The organism is Mycolicibacter terrae, from assembly GCF_010727125.1.
Taxonomy (GTDB): domain Bacteria; phylum Actinomycetota; class Actinomycetes; order Mycobacteriales; family Mycobacteriaceae; genus Mycobacterium; species Mycobacterium terrae.
Genome location: NZ_AP022564.1, coordinates 1,308,828 through 1,325,597, shown reverse-complemented (window position 1 = coordinate 1,325,597; position 16,770 = coordinate 1,308,828). Strand labels below are relative to the sequence as shown.

The window sequence follows — 16,770 nt, the reverse complement described above, 5'->3', positions numbered from 1 at the left end:
ACCGGTACCCCACCGGGCGGCCGATTACGCGCTGATAGCGGTCCGCGCCAACGCCTTGATGCGGTCCGGCCGAAAACCCGACCAGTGCTCGTCGCCGGCGACGACGACCGGTGCCTGCAGGTAACCCAGCGCCATCACGTAGTCCCGCGCCTCGGAGTCGAGCGTGATGTCGACGGTCTCGTAGGCGATGCCCTGGTTGTCCAGCGCCTTGTAGGTGGCGTTGCACTGCACGCACGCGGGCTTGGTGTAAACGGTGATGCTCATGGGCGGCAGACTCCTCAGCGAATCGTCGGCAACGAACAGATGACGGATCAGGTACTACTTTCAACGGACCGCCAAGGCCTTGGATTTCCCGCTTCCACCGCAGCTCCGGGCACCGAATCGATGCTGTTCGCCGCAGTCCGGTCAGCCGGGCGATCCGGGGTCTGTCGGTACGTGAAACACTACACCTAGTGGGTGTCCTTGAGAAGTCATACAAGATGTTCCGAACAACATTCTTGAAATTCGCTGGTTGTAAGCCCGCGGCGGTGCCCGCCCCGGCGTGTCGCACGTCACAAAATTCATGCCGAGTGCTCATAGCGACAGGTCTACCACCGGACACCGACAACGACTCCCCGGCGCCGGGCCTGCGACCGCTTCCCAGCAAAGCCTCGGCCGGGGCGGTTCAGCCCACCTCGGCGGCCAATTTCGCGATCACGTCGCCCACGTCGGAGACCAGCTGTGCGTGCTCGCGGGGATGTTTGCCGCCCAGCGTGCCGATGGGCACCGACAACTTGATCTCCTCGACCACCCGCGGCCCGGCGATACCGAAGGACTTGCGGGTCTCGTCGTGCGCCCACACCCCGCCGTAGCGGCCCAGCGCCGCCCCGATCACCACCAACGGCTTGCCCTTCAGTGCACCGTCGCCGAACGGCCGCGACAGCCAGTCGATGGCGTTCTTGAGCACCGCCGGGATGGTGCCGTTGTACTCCGGGGTGATGACCAGGGCCGCGTCGGCGTCCGCCGCCGCCGCCCGCAGGGCCGTCACCGCCGCGGGTAGCACCGCGGGATCGTCCAGGTCCTCGTTGTAGAACGGCAACTCACCCAGGCCGTCACAGACCGTCACCGTGACGCCGTCCGGAGCGTTCTCGGCCGCCAACTGCGCGATCTGGCGGTTGACCGATGCCGCGCGCAGGCTTCCCACCAACGCCAACACCGTGAGTTTCCGATTCACCGTCATGCCTGAGCCGAACCGGAGCCGGCCCGGATTCATTCCCGACGGGGCTAACGGGGCAGCGGCTTCTTCGATGGGAGCAGCGCGCGGCTGAACACCTTGTTGGCCTGCCGCATCGCCACGCTGTAGGGCAGCCAGGCCAGCCGTTTGAACGCGTAGAGCGCCCGGATGTCCCCGGAGGTGTAGACCAGGTAACGGTTGCGGGCCACCCCGGCGAGGATCTTCTCCGCCGCCTTCTCCGGCGTCACCGCGTGGCCGGCGAACCGCCCCACCCAGCGTTGCACCTGCGGATCGTCACGGTCGACCCCGGCGATCTCCACGGTGTTGACCAGTGGGGTCTTCACCGCGCCGGGGACCACCACCGACACCCCGATGCGGTGTCGCGCCAGGTCGAAGCGCAGCACCTCCGACACCCCGCGCAGCCCGTACTTGCTGGCGCTGTAGGCGGCATGCCACGGCAGCGCGACCAGTCCGGCGGCCGAGGACACGTTGACCAGGTGTCCGCCCCGGCCGGCGGTGACCATCGGCGGCAGGAACGTCTCGATGACGTGGATCGGGCCCATCAGGTTGATCGAGACCATCTTGCTCCACTGCTCGTGGGTCAACCGGTCGACGGTCCCCCACGCCGACACCCCCGCGATGTTCATCACGATGTCCATCGCGTCATGCCGCTCGTGGATTTCGGCGCCGAATGCGGCGACCTCGTCGTAATCGGCGATATCGACGACCCGGTGCGCGGGCACCAGCGCCCCCAGGGCACGCGCGTCGGCGACGGTCTCGGCGAGTCCTTCGGCGTTGCGGTCGGTCAGATAAAGCTCGGCGCCCAGCTCGGCCAGCCGTAGCGCCGTGGCCCTACCGATCCCGCTCGCCGCCCCGGTGATGAAGCACCGCTTGCCCCGGTAGTACTGCGCTACGCGTGTCATGGGTGCTGACGATACCGGCGGTACCGGCCCCGGACGGTTCAGTCCCGCGCCTCGTCCGTGCTACCGCTCCACAGCGCGGTGCGCCACAGCGCCTCGAGCACTCGCACACCACGTTGCACGTCGCCGTCGGCGCCCAGGAAGGCGCTGTCGCCGGAGAGCATAAAGCCGGTGGTGGCCGCCAACGTCCGGACCAGTGCGGGGATGTCGTCGCTGATCGGGTTCGCGGTGCCGGCGACCATCTCGTCGTTGACCACGCCGACGATCTGGTTGATCACCGCGTCGATCTGGGCGTCGAGCAGTTCGCGGATCTCGGCGTCGCTGTTGCGCGCCAAGTTGCACGCCGACATCACCGGGTCGTTGTGGGCATAAACCGCCGCCGCGCTGCCCACCATGCGCTGCGCGAAGGCCGCCGGGGATTCGTCGTCGCCACGCGGGGCGAAGAAGTGGGTGAGCTCTTCGAGCTCATGGGTCGCCTCGGCGAGGATGTGGGCGAGTACGGCGTATTTGGAATCGAAGTAGAAATAGAAACCCGACCGCGCCACCCCGGCCCGGTCGCTGATGGTGCTGACCGACAGCTCCGCGAACGGCTTTTCCTCCAGCAGTTCCCGCACCGCCTGCACAATCGCCTGGCGCTGTTTGTCGCCTCGACGCTGGGGCGCATCGTCGGTAGCCGGGCCGCCCGCGTCGCGCTGGGTACTCATCCTTTGCACCTTGCACCACGCCGCGCCGGATTCAAACTTGACACGCGTCAATTTTAACCTGAGGATGTGGTTGCGTGACGGTTGCCACAGTCGCGCCTCGAGCCGATGAACGAGAGGTAGTCAGCCGATGACGACCATGACCACCCCGCAGTATCTCCTCGATCAGGCCCGGCGCCGGTTCACCCCGACGCTCAACACCATCCCCGGCATGGGCGCCATCGAGAAGCGGCTGTTGAACGTGGACTGGAAGCAGAAGACGCTGGCCGACCCGCCTCCTGGCAGCGAGCTCAAGCCCATCATGGGTGATTCCGGGCTGCCGCTGCTCGGCCACATCATCGAGATGTTCCGCCAGGGGCCGGACTTCCCGCTGCACATCTACAACAAGTACGGGCCGGTGTACTTCGCCGAGTCGCCGATCCTGCCGTCGATCGTCGCGCTGGGACCCGACGCGACCCAGGCCATCTTCACCAACAAGCAGAAGGACTATTCGACCACCGGCTGGATCCCGGTCATCGGGCCGTTCTTCGACCGCGGCCTGATGCTGCTGGACTTCGACGAGCACCTGCATCACAAGCGGATCATGCAAGGGGCGTTCACCCGTCCGCGGCTGGCCAGCTACGTCGAGGACATGGACCGGGTGATCACCCGGATCGTGGCCGACTGGCCGACCGACGACGCGCGGTTCCTGTTTCACCCCGCGGCCAAGGAACTCACGCTCGACGTGGCGGCGGTGGTTTTCATGGGCCACGAACCCGGCGAGGACCACGAGCTGGTGACCAAGGTCAACCACGCCTTCGAGCAGACCACCCGCGCCGGCGGAGCGATCATCCGCACCGCGGTGCCGCCGTTCAAATGGTGGCAGGGCCTGCAGGGCCGCAAGGTGCTCGAAGCCTACTTCGCCGAGCGGGTCACCGAACGCCGGCGCGTCGAGGGCGCCGACATGCTGTCGGTGCTGTGCCACACCGCCGATGACGACGGCAACACGTTCAGCGACCAAGACATCGTCAACCACATGATCTTCCTGATGATGGCCGCGCATGACACCACCACGTCGACCGTGACGACCATGGCCTACCACCTGGCCGCGCACCCGGAGTGGCAGGAGCGGGCCCGCGATGAGTCGGAGCGGCTCGGCGACGGACCGCTGGACATCGAGTCGCTGGAGAAGCTGGAGACCCTCGACCTGGTGATGGACGAGTCGCTGCGGTTGGTCACCCCGCTGCCGTTCAACATGCGCCAGGCCGTGCGCGACACCGAGCTGCTCGGACACTATGTTCCGGCCGGCACCAACGTCGTCACCTGGCCGGGCATGAACCACTGGCTGCCCGAGCTCTACACCAACCCGCGCCAGTTCGACCCGGAGCGGTTCCTGGAACCACGCGCCGAGCACAAGAAGCACCGCTACGCCTGGGCGCCGTTCGGCGGCGGCGCGCACAAGTGCATCGGGATGAACTACGGGCGCCTCGAGGTCAAGACCATCCTCCACCGGATGCTGCGCCGCTACCGGTTGGACGTGGCCCGGCCCGGTTACCAGCCGCGCTGGGACTACGGCGGTATGCCGATCCCGATGGACGGTATGCCGATCGTGTTGCGCCGGCTCTAGATCCCGCGTCTCATCGGGCCGTCAGCAACCGGTTGGCACAGGTGATGACCGCGTCCAGCGCGGAGCACCCGGCATCGGGCGCAACGCCGACGGCCCACGCCGCACCGCGCCCGTTCGAGCCGTGGATGAACGTGGCCGTCTCGGTCCCGCACCGAAGCTGGTGGAAACCCAAGATTTCCAGTGTGATCCCGCGGTCATGCAGCATCGTGGTGAGCGCGGCCAGCGGTCCGGGCGCCGCGGCCGTGCAGGTGCCGTTCACGCCGCGGACGGCGATATTCGCCTGGTAGGTGCGGCCCTGCGGCCCCAGTCGGGCGGCGGGGCGCTCAGCGTCCAGGCAGCGCCATCGGCTCAGCGTCAGCGGCCCGGCGGCGCGGCCATAGGTGGAGACGAAGCCGTCCCACGACAGCCGCGCGGCCTGCTCGCGCAGGTCACGTGGGAGCGGAACCCGGAATTGGTCGGCGAACGATGCTGTGGTCATATCTCGGTCTTTTCTGCTCGAGGAGAGTGACCGACGGGTAATAGCCTCCGACCCACAGCGGGGGGTCGGTCTGAATCAGACCCCGCTGCGGGTTCCGGCTACTACGAGCAGATGACGCATGATCCGGCCAGGTTAGTCGTGCTCCGGTAGGCGTGCAACCCGATTATTCGGCTCAATTCAGAATGCGCCGGGCGACATTGGTGGTCACCAGATCGAGCAGCTCCTCGCCGCGGCCGGCGAGGATGGTTCTGATCGCATACAACGAGAATCCCTTGGCCTGCTCGGCGGTGATCGCCGGCGGAATCGACAGTTCCTGTCGGGCCGTGACCACGTCGACCACTGCTGGTCCGTCATAACCGAACGCGTCGGCGAGGGCGGCTTCCAGGTCGCCGGGCTGCTCCACCCGGCGCCCGAACATGCCCAGCGCGCTCGCGACGGCGCCGAAGTCCGGATTGTGCAGGCCGGTGCCGAAGTTGACGATACCGGCGGCCTTCATCTCCAGCTCGACGAAGTTCAGCGACGAGTTGTTGAACACGATCACCTTGACCGGCAACCGATTCTGCGCCAACGTCAGCAGCTCCCCGAACAGCATCGCCAGCCCGCCGTCGCCGGCCAAGGCGACGACCTGCCGTTCGCGGTCGACCGTCTGCGCGCCGATCGCGTGCGGCAACGCACACGCCATGGTGCCGTGGTTGAACGACCCGATCAGTCTTCGGCGTCCGTTCATGGTCACGTAGCGTGCCGCCCACACCACCGGGGATCCGACGTCGACGGTGAACACAGCGTTGTCAGCCGCCAGCCGATTCGCCACCGCGGCAACGTATTCGGGACGAATCGGGGTACGGTCGCGATCATTGGACGCCAGCGCGTCCAACCGCTTGCGGGTCTTGCGGTAGTGCCCCAGCGACCGGTCCAGATGGGTGCGGTCGTCCTTGTTCACCAACAACGGGCGCAGCGCGGCGACGGCGTCGGCCACCGTACCCAGCAGTCCGAGATCGATCGGGGTGCGTCGTCCCAGGTTTCGGCCACGGATGTCTACCTGGATGATCTTCGCGCGCTCGGGATAGAACTGCTGGTAGGGAAAATCGGTGCCGAGCATCAGCAGCACATCGGCTTCCCTGATCGCCTTGTAACCGGAGGCGAATCCGAGCAGCCCGGTCATGCCGACGTCGTGGGGGTTGTCGTACTCGATGTACTCCTTGCCGCGCAACGCGTGCACTATCGGCGCCGCCAGCGTGCGCGCCAGGTCGATGACCTGGTCATGGGCGCCGGCCACCCCGGCACCGGCCAGGATCGTGACGTTGTCCGCGGCGTTGAGCATGACCGCCGCGGCACTCAGGCTGCGCTCGTCGGGACGGCATACCGACCCGGAGGGCAGCACCGGACGTGATCCCCAGGCGGTGTCGTCGACCCGGCTGGAGAGGATCTCGCCGGGCACGACCACCACCGCGACCCCGTTCTCCTCGACCGCGGCGCGCATCGCCAGTTCCAGGATGCGCGGCGCCTGCTCGGGGGTGCTGACCAGTTCGCAGTAGACACTGCACTCGCGGAACAGGTTCTGCGGGTGGGTTTCCTGGAAGTAGTCCGAACCGATCTCGGCAAGCGGGATGTGGGCGGCAATCGCCAGCACCGGCACCCGGCTGCGCTGGGCGTCGAACAGACCGTTGATCAGGTGCAGGTTGCCGGGGCCGCAGCTGCCGGCGCACACCGCCAGCCCACCGGTCAGCGCGGCGTCGGCGGCGGCGGCGAACGCCGCGGTCTCCTCGTGGCGTACCAGCTCCCAGCTGAAGTCGCCGGCCCGCCGGATCGCATCGGTGAAGCCGTTGAGGCTGTCCCCCGGGATCCCGTAGACGCGATGCACCCCGCTGCGTTCGAGGGTGGCGATGACATGGTCGGCGACGGTTGCCATTTCACGTCCTCCTCACCGGGAGCGAGCGTGCGCAGAATGCCACCGCAGACGGCGTGTCGCCGCGCAAACACGCACGCTCGCCCGTAACGCGTCGCGCGTAGGAGACGCTACTTGATCAGCGGATCGCGAGGCATCCCCAGAATCCGCTCGGCGATCTGGTTACGCGTCACCTCCGAAGTACCGCCGGCGATCGCGATACCGCGCGCCCCCATCACCATCCGGCCGGCCAGCGCACCCGGCCCGTCGTCCAGGGCGACGTCGGGACCCAGCAGCGCCGCCCCGATCGCCGCGCCGTCGCCCATGTGCTCGGCGAGCCTGAGTTTGGTGACGTTACCCTCCGGCCCTGGGCCGGCGCCGGCGATGCTGCGTGCCACCCGGCGCAGGTTCAGCAGCCGCAATGCGTGCTCGTCGGCGACGAACCGGCCGATCCGCACCGCAGCATCGGCCACCGACTGCCTGCCCCGCTGGGCCAGCGCGATCAGCTGCTGGTCGATCCCGGCGGTGAAGGAGCCGCCCCCACCGATGCTGACCCGCTCATTGCCCAGGGTGGCCCGGGCCACCTTCCAGCCTTCGTTGACCTCGCCGACGACGTCCTCGTCGGGCACGAATACATCGTTGAAGAAGACCTCGTTGAACTCCGAACCACCGGTGATCTGACGCAACGGTCGCACCTGCACCCCGGGCGCCTTCATGTCGATGATCACCATGGTGATGCCGGCGTGCTTGGGCACCTCGAAATCGGTACGCACGGTAGCCAGGCCGCGCCGGCACAGATGCGCACCGGAGGTCCACACCTTCTGGCCGTTGATCTTCCAGCCGCCCTCGACCCGGGTCGCCTTGGTCTTGACCGCGGCGGCATCCGAGCCCGCGTCGGGCTCGGAGAACAGCTGGCACCAGATCTCCTCCTGACGCAGTGCCTTCTCCACGAACCTCTCGATCTGCCAGTCGGTGCCCTGCTGGATCAGCGTCAGGATCACCCAGCCGGTGATCGAGTAATCGGGCCGCTGGACACCGGCGGCACTGAACTCCTGCTCGATCACCAACTGCTCGACCGCGTCGGCGGCCCGGCCCCACGGCTTGGGCCAGTGCGGCATCACGTAGCCGGTCGCGATCAGCCGGTCCAGCTGGTCGTCGCCACCCAGCGCGGCGATCTCCGCGGCGTCGGCGCGGATCTGCGTACGCAGTTCCTCGGCCTCGGGCGGCAGGTCCAGGCTGTTGGCCCGGGTGATGCCGGCCGCAGCGCTCTCGAAGACGGCCTGGGCCGGTGCGTCGCCGCCGAACAGCGCCTGCACCGTCAGGGCGCGGCGCAGCTGCAGGTGGGCGTCGTGTTCCCAGGTGTAGCCGATACCGCCGTGCACCTGGATGTTGAGCTCGGCGTTGCGCACGTAGGCGGGGAACGCCAGCGTGGCGGCCACCGCGGCGGCCAACCGGAAGGCGAACTCGTCTTCCCCGTCGGCGCGCGCGGCATCCCACACCGCGGCGGTGGCCGACTCGGCGCCGACCAGCATGTTGGCGCAATGGTGCTTGATGGCCTGGAAGGTGGCGATGGTCCGGCCGAACTGCTCGCGCACCTTGGCGTACTCGACGGCAGCATCGGTGCAGTCGGCCGCGCCGCCCACCGCCTCGGCGGCCAACAGCACCCGGGCGCGCGCCAGCGCCGACTCGCGGGCGCCGACCAGGATGTCGTCGGCGCTCACCCCGACACCGGTCAGCGTCACCCGACCGGACCGGCGGGTCGGGTCGAGGTTGCCCGGCACATCGACGCTGACCCCGGCCCGGTCCCGCTCGAGCACCAGCACATCTTCGCCGGCTGCCACCAGCAGCACATCGGCCAGGCCCGCGCCCAGCACCACCCCGGCGTCCCCGGAGGCCACGCCACCGTCCAAGACGACATCACCGGCCAGACCCACGCCGGCGGTGACGGAACCGTCGATCAGTCCGGGAAGCAGGCGGGCCTGCTGGTCGCCGGCGCCGGCGGCGGCGATCACCGCCGAGGCGATGACGGTCGGAACGAACGGCCCCGGCGCCACCGCCCGGCCCAGCTCCTCGATCACCACCACCAGCTCGGGCAGCCCGAAACCCGAGCCGCCGTACTCCTCGCCGACATGCAGGCCCAGCCAGCCCAGTGCGGCCAGTTCGTCCCAGAACGGTGGCCTGCCTTCATCTGCGGCGTCCAGCAGCGCACGCGCCGCCGCGCGGGCCTTCTGGGCGGTCAGGAACCCGCGGGCCACCTCGGCCAGTTCGCGATGGTCGTCGGTTACTGCGATGCCCATTGAGGCCTCCTGGATTGTATTTACTTGGGTGCGAACCGCTGCCCGGCGTCGAGCCGCAGGCACTGCCCGTTGAGCATCGGGTTGTCGACGATGGCGGCAACCAGCTTGGCATACTCCTCCGGGCGCCCGAGCCGCTTGGGGAACGCCGCATCCTTGGTCAGGGCGCTGGCGAACTCGTCTGGGATGCCCTTGGTCAGCCCGGTGGCGAACAGGCTGGGGGCGATCGCCAGCACCCGGACGCCCACCGATCCGAGGTCCCGGGCCATGGTCAGGCACATGCCGGCGATGCCCGCCTTGGCGGCGGTGTAGGCGACCTGGCCGATCTGCCCCTCGAACGCCGCGATCGACGCGGTGTTGATGATGACGCCGCGCTCCTCGTCTTCGGGCTCGTTGACGCTCATGTGCGCCGCGGCGAGCCGACTGATGTTGAACGTGCCGACGAGGTTGAGGTCGACGACGGACTGGAACGATTCTAGGTCGTGCGGCCCGGACTTGGACAGCGTGCGCTTGGCGATCCCGCCGCCGGCGGTGGTCACGATGACGTGCAGGCCACCCAGGGCCTCAACCGCGTTCTTGAGCACCTCCTCGGTGCCGGCGAAGTCGGTGACGTCAACCGGGTAGAACTCCCCGCCGAACCCGGCCGCCACCTCTTTGCCCTCCGAACCCTCCCGGTCCAGCACCGCCACGCTGGCGCCGCGCGACGCCAACAGCTCCGCGGTAGCCCGGCCCATCCCCGAGGCGCCACCGACGACGACGACCTTCTTGCCACTGATCTCCATGCGAACTCCTTTAGCAAGTACTTGACTATCACCGAACAAGTTATCGTTCCGCTCGGAACCCACCACCACTCGGGCACCGGCAGGCCTCAAGGAGGTAACAGTGGCCGCACCGACCGCGCCGGAGGTGATCGAGCGACGAGACGGCCCGGTGACCTACCTCCAGACCGACCCCGGCCTGCCGCCGGTAGCCGTGGTCGACCACTCCCCCGTCTCGGCCCGGCACAAACTGGTGTTCGGCGCGCTCGCGCTCGTCGGCGCGGTGGCCTGGGCACTGATCGCCTTCGCCCGCGGCGAGTCGGTGAACGCGGTGTGGTTCGTGGTGGCTGCGCTGTGCACGTATATCATCGGATTCCGCTGCTATGCAAGGCTTATCGAGCGCAAGATCGTACAGCCACGCGACGAGCATGCGACTCCCGCGGAGATCTTCGAGGACGGCACCGACTACCTGCCGACCGACCGGCGGGTGTTGTTCGGCCACCATTTCGCCGCGATCGCCGGCGCCGGCCCGCTGGTGGGCCCGGTGCTGGCCACGCAGATGGGCTACCTGCCGGGCACGATCTGGATCGTGATCGGCGCGGTGGTGGCCGGCTGCGTGCAGGACTACCTGGTGCTGTGGTGCTCTACCCGGCGCCGTGGCCGATCGCTGGGGCAGATGGCCCGCGAGGAACTCGGCGCCGTCGGCGGTGCCGCCGCGATCATCGGGGTGCTGGTGATCATGGTGATCCTGATCGCGGTGCTGGCACTGATCGTGGTGCGGGCGCTGGCGGTCAGCCCGTGGGGGGTGTTCTCCATCGCGATGACGATCCCGATCGCGCTGTTCATGGGGATCTATCTGCGCTACCTGCGGCCCGGCCGGGTTTCAGAAGTGTCCCTGATCGGCATCATCGCATTGCTGGGCGCCGTCGCATCCGGCCGGTGGGTTGCCGAAACATCTTGGGGGGTCGCGTGGTTCACCTTGTCTCCGGTGACGCTGTCGTGGTGCATCATCGGCTACGGCTTCGCCGCCTCGGTGCTGCCGGTGTGGTTGCTGCTGGCGCCGCGCGACTATCTGTCGACGTTCATGAAGGTCGGCACCATCGTGCTGCTGGCCGTCGGGATCCTGATCGCCCAGCCGGTGATGGCCGCTCCCGCTGTCTCGGCGTTCGCCCACACCGGCGACGGGCCGGTGTTCGCCGGCTCGCTGTTCCCGTTTCTGTTCATCACGATCGCATGCGGGGCGCTGTCGGGATTCCATTCGTTGATCGCCTCGGGCACCACGCCCAAGCTGCTGGAAAAAGAGAGCCAGATGCGGCTGATCGGCTACGGCGGCATGCTCACCGAGTCCTTCGTGGCGGTGATGGCCTTGATCACCGCGTCGATTCTGGACCAGCACCTGTTTTTCACCCTCAATGCTCCGGTCGCCTCGACCGGCGGCACCGCCTCAAGCGCCGCCGACTATGTCAACGGGCTCGGCCTCGGCGGCCCGCCGGTGACCGGCGATCAGATCAGCGAGGCCGCCGCCGCCGTCGGCGAGCAGTCGATCGTGTCACGCACCGGCGGGGCGCCGACCCTGGCGCTGGGAATGGCCGACGTGCTGGGAAGGGTTTTCGGCGGGCCGGGCCTCAAAGCGTTCTGGTATCACTTCGCGATCATGTTCGAGGCGCTGTTCATCCTCACCACCGTCGATGCAGGCACCCGGGTGGCCCGCTTCATGTTGTCTGATGCGCTGAGCAACCTTGGCGGACCGCTGCGCAGGCTGGCCAACCCGGGATGGCGTCTCGGAGCCTGGGCGTGCAGCGTGGCGGTGGTGGCCGGATGGGGTTCGATCCTGTTGATGGGGGTGACCGATCCGCTCGGCGGTATCAACACCCTCTACCCGCTGTTCGGTATCGCGAACCAGTTGCTGGCCGCGATCGCGCTGACCGTGGTGACGGTGATCGTGATCAAACGGGGCCGGCGCACCTCGGGCCTCAAGTGGGCACTGGTCCCGGGCATTCCGCTGTTGTGGGATCTCGCGGTCACCATGACGGCGTCGTGGCAGAAGATCTTCTCCGGCGATCCGCGGGTGGGCTACTGGACGCAGCACTTCGCCTACCGGGCCGCCGAGCGGTCCGGAAAGACCTCATTCGGGTCGGCGGCCGACGCGCAGCAATTACACGACGTCGTCCGCAACACCTTCATCCAGGGCAGCCTGTCGATCGTGTTCGCCAGCCTGGTCGCGGTGGTGTTCGTAACCGGACTCGTGGTCTCGCTCAAGGCGATTCGCGGGTCAGCGCCGACCACCGAAGCGGTGCCGGTATTGTCGCGGCGTTTCGCACCCGCCGGGCTGGTCGCGTCGGCGGTCGAGCGAGAGGTTCAGGCGCAGTGGGACGCCCGGCAGCCGGGCTAGTCCGGGCGGCCCGCCATTTCGGCTGGTACTGGGCTACTTTGCTGGGCGACAACCACTATCGCCGTTACCTGGAATACCGCCGGCGGGCTCATCCCGGCGAACCAGTGCTCTCCGAGCGGGACTACTGGCGGCGGCGTTATGACGCCGACCCCGGCGCGCGTTGCTGCTGAAACGACGTATTCGACGGGATCGACTGGGTGCCAAGCGGGTTCCACTTCATGTGAGCACTGCCGGCCGCACATGCGCCAGCCACAGCTCTGGCGCCGCGCCGGTGCGCCCACATCTCGATGATCACGATCGCCGATGGTTCCATCACCGATCGTTCGGCGAGGCCGGGCATTGACTTCGACCGAGATTTATATATGGTTAGCCTAACCTTATTTGATCATCCATTCCGCAAGTCTGTTTACCGAAGGAGACTGTATGAAAACTGTAGCCCCCGTGTGGATCAGCATCACCACGGCCCTAACCGGGGCCGGTATCGCGGCCGTAGCGCCCGCGGCTGTTGCCGCGCCCGACGTCGCGTCCCGGGCGGTGCAGCTGATGGCTGATTTCGATCCCTTCGGCCCGTTTGCCGACGCCTTCAACGCCGCATCCGCGAACGCCACCGCGGTCGCTCAGTTCTTCCTCGACGCCCCAGCGGCGACGTTGCAACAGATCATCGTCAACCAGCTGGGCGAGCTCGGCGCAGATCCACAGACGTACCTGCAAGATGTCGGGGTCAACTTCTTGTTCGCGGTGCTCGCGGGCACCTTCATCGACCCAGACCAGGATGAAGATGACCTGGACTTCATCAATATGCTGTCAGCGCAGACCCTCGATGCGGCGCACCATGATCTGCAATTGGGACTGGTCGGCGCAGAGCCGTCTGATTTTCCGGCCCCGGACGAGCCGATGCCGGCACTCATCGACCTGTTGTCTTCACCGGCCAGTGGACTCCTCATCGGCGAGCTGGGCCCGCTGATCAGCCCAATAGTGGCGTTGGCCAACAGCGTTCAGGCAGCGGTGGACGATTTCGGCACCGACCCCACCACCGCCTTCCAAGACCTGATCAATATTCCGGCCAAGGTCGTCGATGCCTACTTGAACGGCACCACCGTCGATCTCACCGCATTGCTGCCGGCGATAGAACAAGCCAACATCCTGCCGTTGCCGGATGGCGCCAGCATCGACTCGCTGACCCTGGCCTTGGGCGGACTCTTCAGTCCGGGCACGACGGGTGCTCTCGACGACGGCGTCGGCGGCTCGATCTTCAACGCCATCGGTCTCGACATCAGTAACGTGCCGGGCCTCGGCGAGCTCGACATCGCCGGCGTCGGAGTGGGACCCCTTGCCGCCATGGCTGAGCTGTCCCAGATAATCGCCCAGTCGATCGGCTGGGACGGTTCGGGTAACCCGCTCGATGAGCTGGGCTCCCTGATGTTTTGACGTGGGTGACGTGGGTGAGGCCGTGGTGCGCCCGTGACCAAACCTTGATGAAGCCTTGACCGAATTCTGGGCATGTGCGCGGAGGTTGGCGGCCCGAATCTCCCTACCATCAACGGCATAACCCAAGTTGCTTGTTCGGGAAGGTGAGCCGAAGATGTGGACATCGGTGCGCTCTGCAATTGTCGTTGTCGGGGTCGCCGTCACCACCGTGGTGGCCCCGCCGGTCACCAGTTCGGCGGCCGCCAGCCAACCACCCGGCGGCGGTGTCGCATCGATCCAGCCGGCGTCGGGCGCCCTCGTCGGCGTAGCGCACCCGGTGGTGGTGACGTTTGCCGCGCCGGTGCTCGACCGCCGCGCCGCCGAGCGCACCATCGCGGTGCGGTCGACCCCGGCCATGACCGGAACCTTCGAGTGGGTCGACGACACCGAGGTGCACTGGGTTCCCGACCACTACTGGCCGGCCCACAGCACCGTGGCGCTGTCGGTGGGCAAGCTCTCCGCCGACTTCGCCACGGGAGCAAAGGTGGTGGGTGTGGCCAGCATCTCCTCACACACCTTCACCGTAACCGTCGACGACGAGGAGGCCGGCCCCCTGCCGGCACCGCACCACCGCCCGCACTGGGGCGAGGACGGCGTCATGCCCGCCACCATGGGCAAGTCTGACTTCCCCACGCCGACAGGCAACTACACCGTGCTGGCCAAGGAGCGGAAGGTCCTGATGGACTCCAGTAGCGTCGGCATCCCGATCGACGACCCCGAGGGCTACCGCTTCGATGTCGAGCAGGCTGTGCGCATCTCTCGGCGCGGGCTCTACGTCCACGCCGCGCCCTGGGCGCTGCACTCACTGGGTCTGGAGAACGTCAGCCACGGCTGCGTCGGCCTGAGCCCCACCGACGCGGAATGGTATTTCGACCGGGTCAACATCGGCGACCCGGTGATCATCAAGGAATAGCGCGCCGCGCTCGCGGACGACCCCTAAGACGTCGGCGCGGCGCCGAATTCCACCGGCATCGCGTCGATCCCGTTGATCCAGGGCAGCACGGATCGCGATGGCCGGTCTAGCTGGTGAATGTCGGGCATGATGTCCGCCAACGCGCCGAAGATCAGGTTGATCTGCATGCGGGCGAGATTCGCGCCGATGCAGTAGTGCGCACCCGGAGCCCCGAAGCCCAAGTGCGGGTTGGGGCTTCGCAGGATGTCGAACGTGAACGGGTCGTCGAAAACCTCTTCGTCGTAGTTGGCCGAGCCGTAGAACATCCCGACCCGCTGCCCGCTGGTGATCTGCACCCCACCGAGTTCGATATCGCGCAGCGCCGTGCGCTGGAAGGAGATCACCGGCGTCGCCCAGCGGACCACCTCGTCGACCGTGGTCGGTGGGCGTTCTGCCACGAACAGCCGCCATTGGTCGGGATGGTCGAAAAACGCCAGCATCCCCTGCGAGGTGGCGTTACGGGTGGTCTCATTGCCGGCCACCATCAGCATCATCACGTAGTAGCCGAACTCCAGCGCGTTCAGCGCTTCTCCGTCGATTTCCGCGGTGACCAGCGCCGTCGCGATGTCCTCCCGCGGCCGACTCTTCCGGTCTTCGGCCAGCTGGTAGGCGTAGCCCAGAAGTTCGGCGGAGGCCTGCATCCCATCGGCTGCGGCGTCCGGGTCGCCGTTGCCGCCGCCGACCAGCCGGTTACTCCAGTCGAAGACCTGCTGGCGCTCATCTGCGGGCACACCGATCAGTTCACAGATGGTCGCCAATGGCAGCTGGGAGGCGACTTCGGTGACGAAGTCGCCGGTGTTGTGCTCGGCGGCGGCGGCAACGATCTCGCGGGCCTGGCGGTCGAGTGAATCCCGCATACCGCCGACGACGCGAGGGGTGAATCCGCGGGAGACGATCCGGCGCAGCTTGGCGTGCTTGGGTCCGTCGAGGAACAGCATGATGTTGTCGCGGCTGGCGTCGTGAAGGTCTTGGTTGCTGGTGGTGTTCGTCCGGATCAGCGAGGTGTTCTCGTGCGAGGAGAAGACCTCGTCGTTCAAAGACACCGCGCGCACATCAGCGTGTTTGGTGACAACCCAATAGCCCTCGTCGGGGTAGCCGGAGATGCCGAACGGCTGGTCGTTCCACCAGATGGGTTCGGTTTTGCGCAGAAGTGCGAACTCCTCGTGCGGGATCCGCTCGGCGATGAGGGCGGGGTCGGTGAAATCGAAGCCCTCAGGCAGCAGGCGCTGTGTCTCGGTCATCGTGCTCCCTCTCGCTCTACCAGCGGTTGCCAGGCCATACCTTGATCGACGTTGTGGACGTAGCCGGCCGACGGGGCGGCGAAATGCGACCCGAGCAGCAGCGCCCGCTCGTCCGCGACCCGGCGCAACAGCCGCAGCCGGCTTGCCCGGGCCGCGCTCGCGTCCGCGTCGGGCAGCGCGGCGGTCTCGGGGTGGGAGATCTGGATCGGATGGTGCACGACGTCGCCGCTGATGTAGGCGACCGCGCCGGCGGATTCGATGCGTACCGAGACGTGGCCCGGGGTGTGGCCGGCGGTCGGCACCAGCCGGACGCCGTCGGTCACGCGGTGATCCGGGTCGATCAGCCGCAGCTTGCCGAGGTGTTGCAACGGCGCGACGCATTCCGGCGCCACCCGGTCCTCACCGGTGAAATCGCACCAGTGTTCGTGCTCGGCCGCGGTCACCAGATAGTCAGCGTTGGAAAACGTCGGCACCCACTGCCCGGCCCGCTCGACCGTATTGCGACCCGCGTGGTCACGGTGCAGATGGGTGCACACCACCGCGGTGATGTCGTCGGGGCGAAATCCCGTGGCGGCCAATGACTCCTCGAAGCAATCCGGTATCTGCCTGATCCGCAGGAAGCTCTCGCCGAAGCAGGTGTCGACAAGTACGCGTGCCGCCGCGGACTCGATCAGGTAGGACTGGATCGCCATCAGGATGTTGCCCGACGCGTCGAGGTAGTCCGGCCCCAGATTCGCCGGAAATCTGTTGGGTGCGTTGGCGAACAGCCGCGAGGGCGGAATCGGGATGACCGCCTGCAGCACCGCGTGGATCCGAACTTCGCCGACAGTCCAGTGCTGCACGCCCGTGGTCCCCTCTCGCAC

The 16,770-nt window shown here is 67.4% G+C and carries 15 protein-coding genes; 5 read left to right on the top strand and 10 right to left on the bottom strand.

Features of this window, described 5'->3' with window-relative positions; all coding sequences use genetic code 11:
* Positions 1–24: 24 nt before the first annotated feature.
* The 4 genes from G6N23_RS06410 to G6N23_RS06395 form a co-directional block, all read right to left on the bottom strand.
* Positions 25–264, bottom strand: coding sequence for a redoxin NrdH (locus G6N23_RS06410; protein WP_085262045.1), 240 nt, complete (start codon positions 262–264; stop codon positions 25–27).
* 400 nt (positions 265–664) lie between these two features.
* Entirely contained in the window at positions 665–1,219 is a 555-nt protein-coding gene (locus G6N23_RS06405) for an NAD(P)H-dependent oxidoreductase (protein ID WP_085262256.1), read from the bottom strand.
* A 44-nt stretch (positions 1,220–1,263) separates the two neighbouring features.
* The gene (locus tag G6N23_RS06400) at positions 1,264–2,136 is read right to left on the bottom strand and encodes an SDR family oxidoreductase (protein WP_085262044.1); all 873 of its coding nucleotides are present in this window, start codon (positions 2,134–2,136) and stop codon (positions 1,264–1,266) included.
* A gap of 38 nt (positions 2,137–2,174) precedes the next feature.
* Positions 2,175–2,837, bottom strand: coding sequence for a TetR/AcrR family transcriptional regulator (locus G6N23_RS06395; protein ID WP_085262043.1), 663 nt, complete (start codon positions 2,835–2,837; stop codon positions 2,175–2,177).
* Positions 2,838–2,964: 127 nt separating this feature from the next.
* Here G6N23_RS06395 and G6N23_RS06390 point away from each other — a divergent pair, with 127 nt between their 5' ends.
* Entirely contained in the window at positions 2,965–4,440 is a 1,476-nt protein-coding gene (locus G6N23_RS06390; protein WP_085262042.1) for a cytochrome P450, read from the top strand.
* A 10-nt stretch (positions 4,441–4,450) separates the two neighbouring features.
* Here G6N23_RS06390 and G6N23_RS06385 read toward each other — a convergent pair whose 3' ends face one another.
* The 4 genes from G6N23_RS06385 to G6N23_RS06370 all read right to left on the bottom strand — a co-directional run bounded on the left by G6N23_RS06385 (position 4,451) and on the right by G6N23_RS06370 (position 9,879).
* The gene (locus G6N23_RS06385) at positions 4,451–4,918 is read right to left on the bottom strand and encodes a 2-isopropylmalate synthase (RefSeq protein ID WP_085262041.1); all 468 of its coding nucleotides are present in this window, start codon (positions 4,916–4,918) and stop codon (positions 4,451–4,453) included.
* 172 nt (positions 4,919–5,090) lie between these two features.
* Positions 5,091–6,827, bottom strand: coding sequence for a ubiquinone-dependent pyruvate dehydrogenase (poxB, locus tag G6N23_RS06380; protein WP_085262040.1), 1,737 nt, complete (start codon positions 6,825–6,827; stop codon positions 5,091–5,093).
* Positions 6,828–6,934: 107 nt separating this feature from the next.
* Complete coding sequence (locus G6N23_RS06375) at positions 6,935–9,100, bottom strand: acyl-CoA dehydrogenase family protein (protein ID WP_085262039.1); 2,166 nt, start codon at positions 9,098–9,100, stop codon at positions 6,935–6,937.
* Positions 9,101–9,120: 20 nt separating this feature from the next.
* Positions 9,121–9,879, bottom strand: a complete 759-nt coding sequence (locus G6N23_RS06370) for an SDR family NAD(P)-dependent oxidoreductase (RefSeq protein ID WP_019736650.1) — start codon at positions 9,877–9,879, stop codon at positions 9,121–9,123.
* 100 nt (positions 9,880–9,979) lie between these two features.
* On the opposite strand from G6N23_RS06370, the gene G6N23_RS06365 reads away from it, so the two are divergent.
* From G6N23_RS06365 to G6N23_RS06350, 4 genes are all read left to right on the top strand, one after another.
* Positions 9,980–12,247, top strand: coding sequence for a carbon starvation CstA family protein (locus G6N23_RS06365; protein ID WP_085262038.1), 2,268 nt, complete (start codon positions 9,980–9,982; stop codon positions 12,245–12,247).
* Positions 12,223–12,417: a YbdD/YjiX family protein gene (locus G6N23_RS06360; protein ID WP_085262037.1), complete on the top strand. Its 195-nt coding sequence runs from the start codon at positions 12,223–12,225 to the stop codon at positions 12,415–12,417. Before G6N23_RS06365 ends, G6N23_RS06360 begins: the two co-directional genes overlap by 25 nt.
* 271 nt (positions 12,418–12,688) lie before the next feature.
* Positions 12,689–13,675 carry an outer membrane porin GjpA gene (gjpA, locus tag G6N23_RS06355; protein ID WP_085262036.1) on the top strand — a complete coding sequence of 329 codons (987 nt, stop codon included), beginning with the start codon at positions 12,689–12,691 and terminating at the stop codon, positions 13,673–13,675.
* A 154-nt stretch (positions 13,676–13,829) separates the two neighbouring features.
* Positions 13,830–14,627, top strand: coding sequence for a L,D-transpeptidase (locus tag G6N23_RS06350; protein WP_085262035.1), 798 nt, complete (start codon positions 13,830–13,832; stop codon positions 14,625–14,627).
* A gap of 23 nt (positions 14,628–14,650) precedes the next feature.
* Here the strand turns inward: G6N23_RS06350 and G6N23_RS06345 are convergent, their stop codons facing one another.
* On the bottom strand, positions 14,651–15,907 hold the full coding sequence (locus G6N23_RS06345; protein ID WP_085262034.1) for a cytochrome P450: 1,257 nt from the start codon (positions 15,905–15,907) through the stop codon (positions 14,651–14,653).
* Complete coding sequence (locus tag G6N23_RS06340; protein ID WP_085262033.1) at positions 15,904–16,749, bottom strand: MBL fold metallo-hydrolase; 846 nt, start codon at positions 16,747–16,749, stop codon at positions 15,904–15,906. The genes G6N23_RS06345 and G6N23_RS06340 overlap by 4 nt, the downstream gene beginning before the upstream one ends.
* Positions 16,750–16,770: the final 21 nt, after the last annotated feature.

Excerpts from the sequence above, each read along its gene's own strand:
- G6N23_RS06410 (WP_085262045.1), bottom strand. The coding sequence starts at position 264 with ATGAGCATCACCGTTTACACCAAGCCCGCGTGCGTGCAGTGCAACGCC.
- G6N23_RS06405 (WP_085262256.1), bottom strand. The coding sequence starts at position 1,219 with ATGACGGTGAATCGGAAACTCACGGTGTTGGCGTTGGTGGGAAGCCTG.
- G6N23_RS06400 (WP_085262044.1), bottom strand. The coding sequence starts at position 2,136 with ATGACACGCGTAGCGCAGTACTACCGGGGCAAGCGGTGCTTCATCACC.
- G6N23_RS06395 (WP_085262043.1), bottom strand. The coding sequence starts at position 2,837 with ATGAGTACCCAGCGCGACGCGGGCGGCCCGGCTACCGACGATGCGCCC.
- G6N23_RS06390 (WP_085262042.1), top strand. The coding sequence starts at position 2,965 with ATGACGACCATGACCACCCCGCAGTATCTCCTCGATCAGGCCCGGCGC.
- G6N23_RS06385 (WP_085262041.1), bottom strand. The coding sequence starts at position 4,918 with ATGACCACAGCATCGTTCGCCGACCAATTCCGGGTTCCGCTCCCACGT.
- poxB (WP_085262040.1), bottom strand. The coding sequence starts at position 6,827 with ATGGCAACCGTCGCCGACCATGTCATCGCCACCCTCGAACGCAGCGGG.
- G6N23_RS06375 (WP_085262039.1), bottom strand. The coding sequence starts at position 9,100 with ATGGGCATCGCAGTAACCGACGACCATCGCGAACTGGCCGAGGTGGCC.
- G6N23_RS06370 (WP_019736650.1), bottom strand. The coding sequence starts at position 9,879 with ATGGAGATCAGTGGCAAGAAGGTCGTCGTCGTCGGTGGCGCCTCGGGG.
- G6N23_RS06350 (WP_085262035.1), top strand. The coding sequence starts at position 13,830 with ATGTGGACATCGGTGCGCTCTGCAATTGTCGTTGTCGGGGTCGCCGTC.
- G6N23_RS06345 (WP_085262034.1), bottom strand. The coding sequence starts at position 15,907 with ATGACCGAGACACAGCGCCTGCTGCCTGAGGGCTTCGATTTCACCGAC.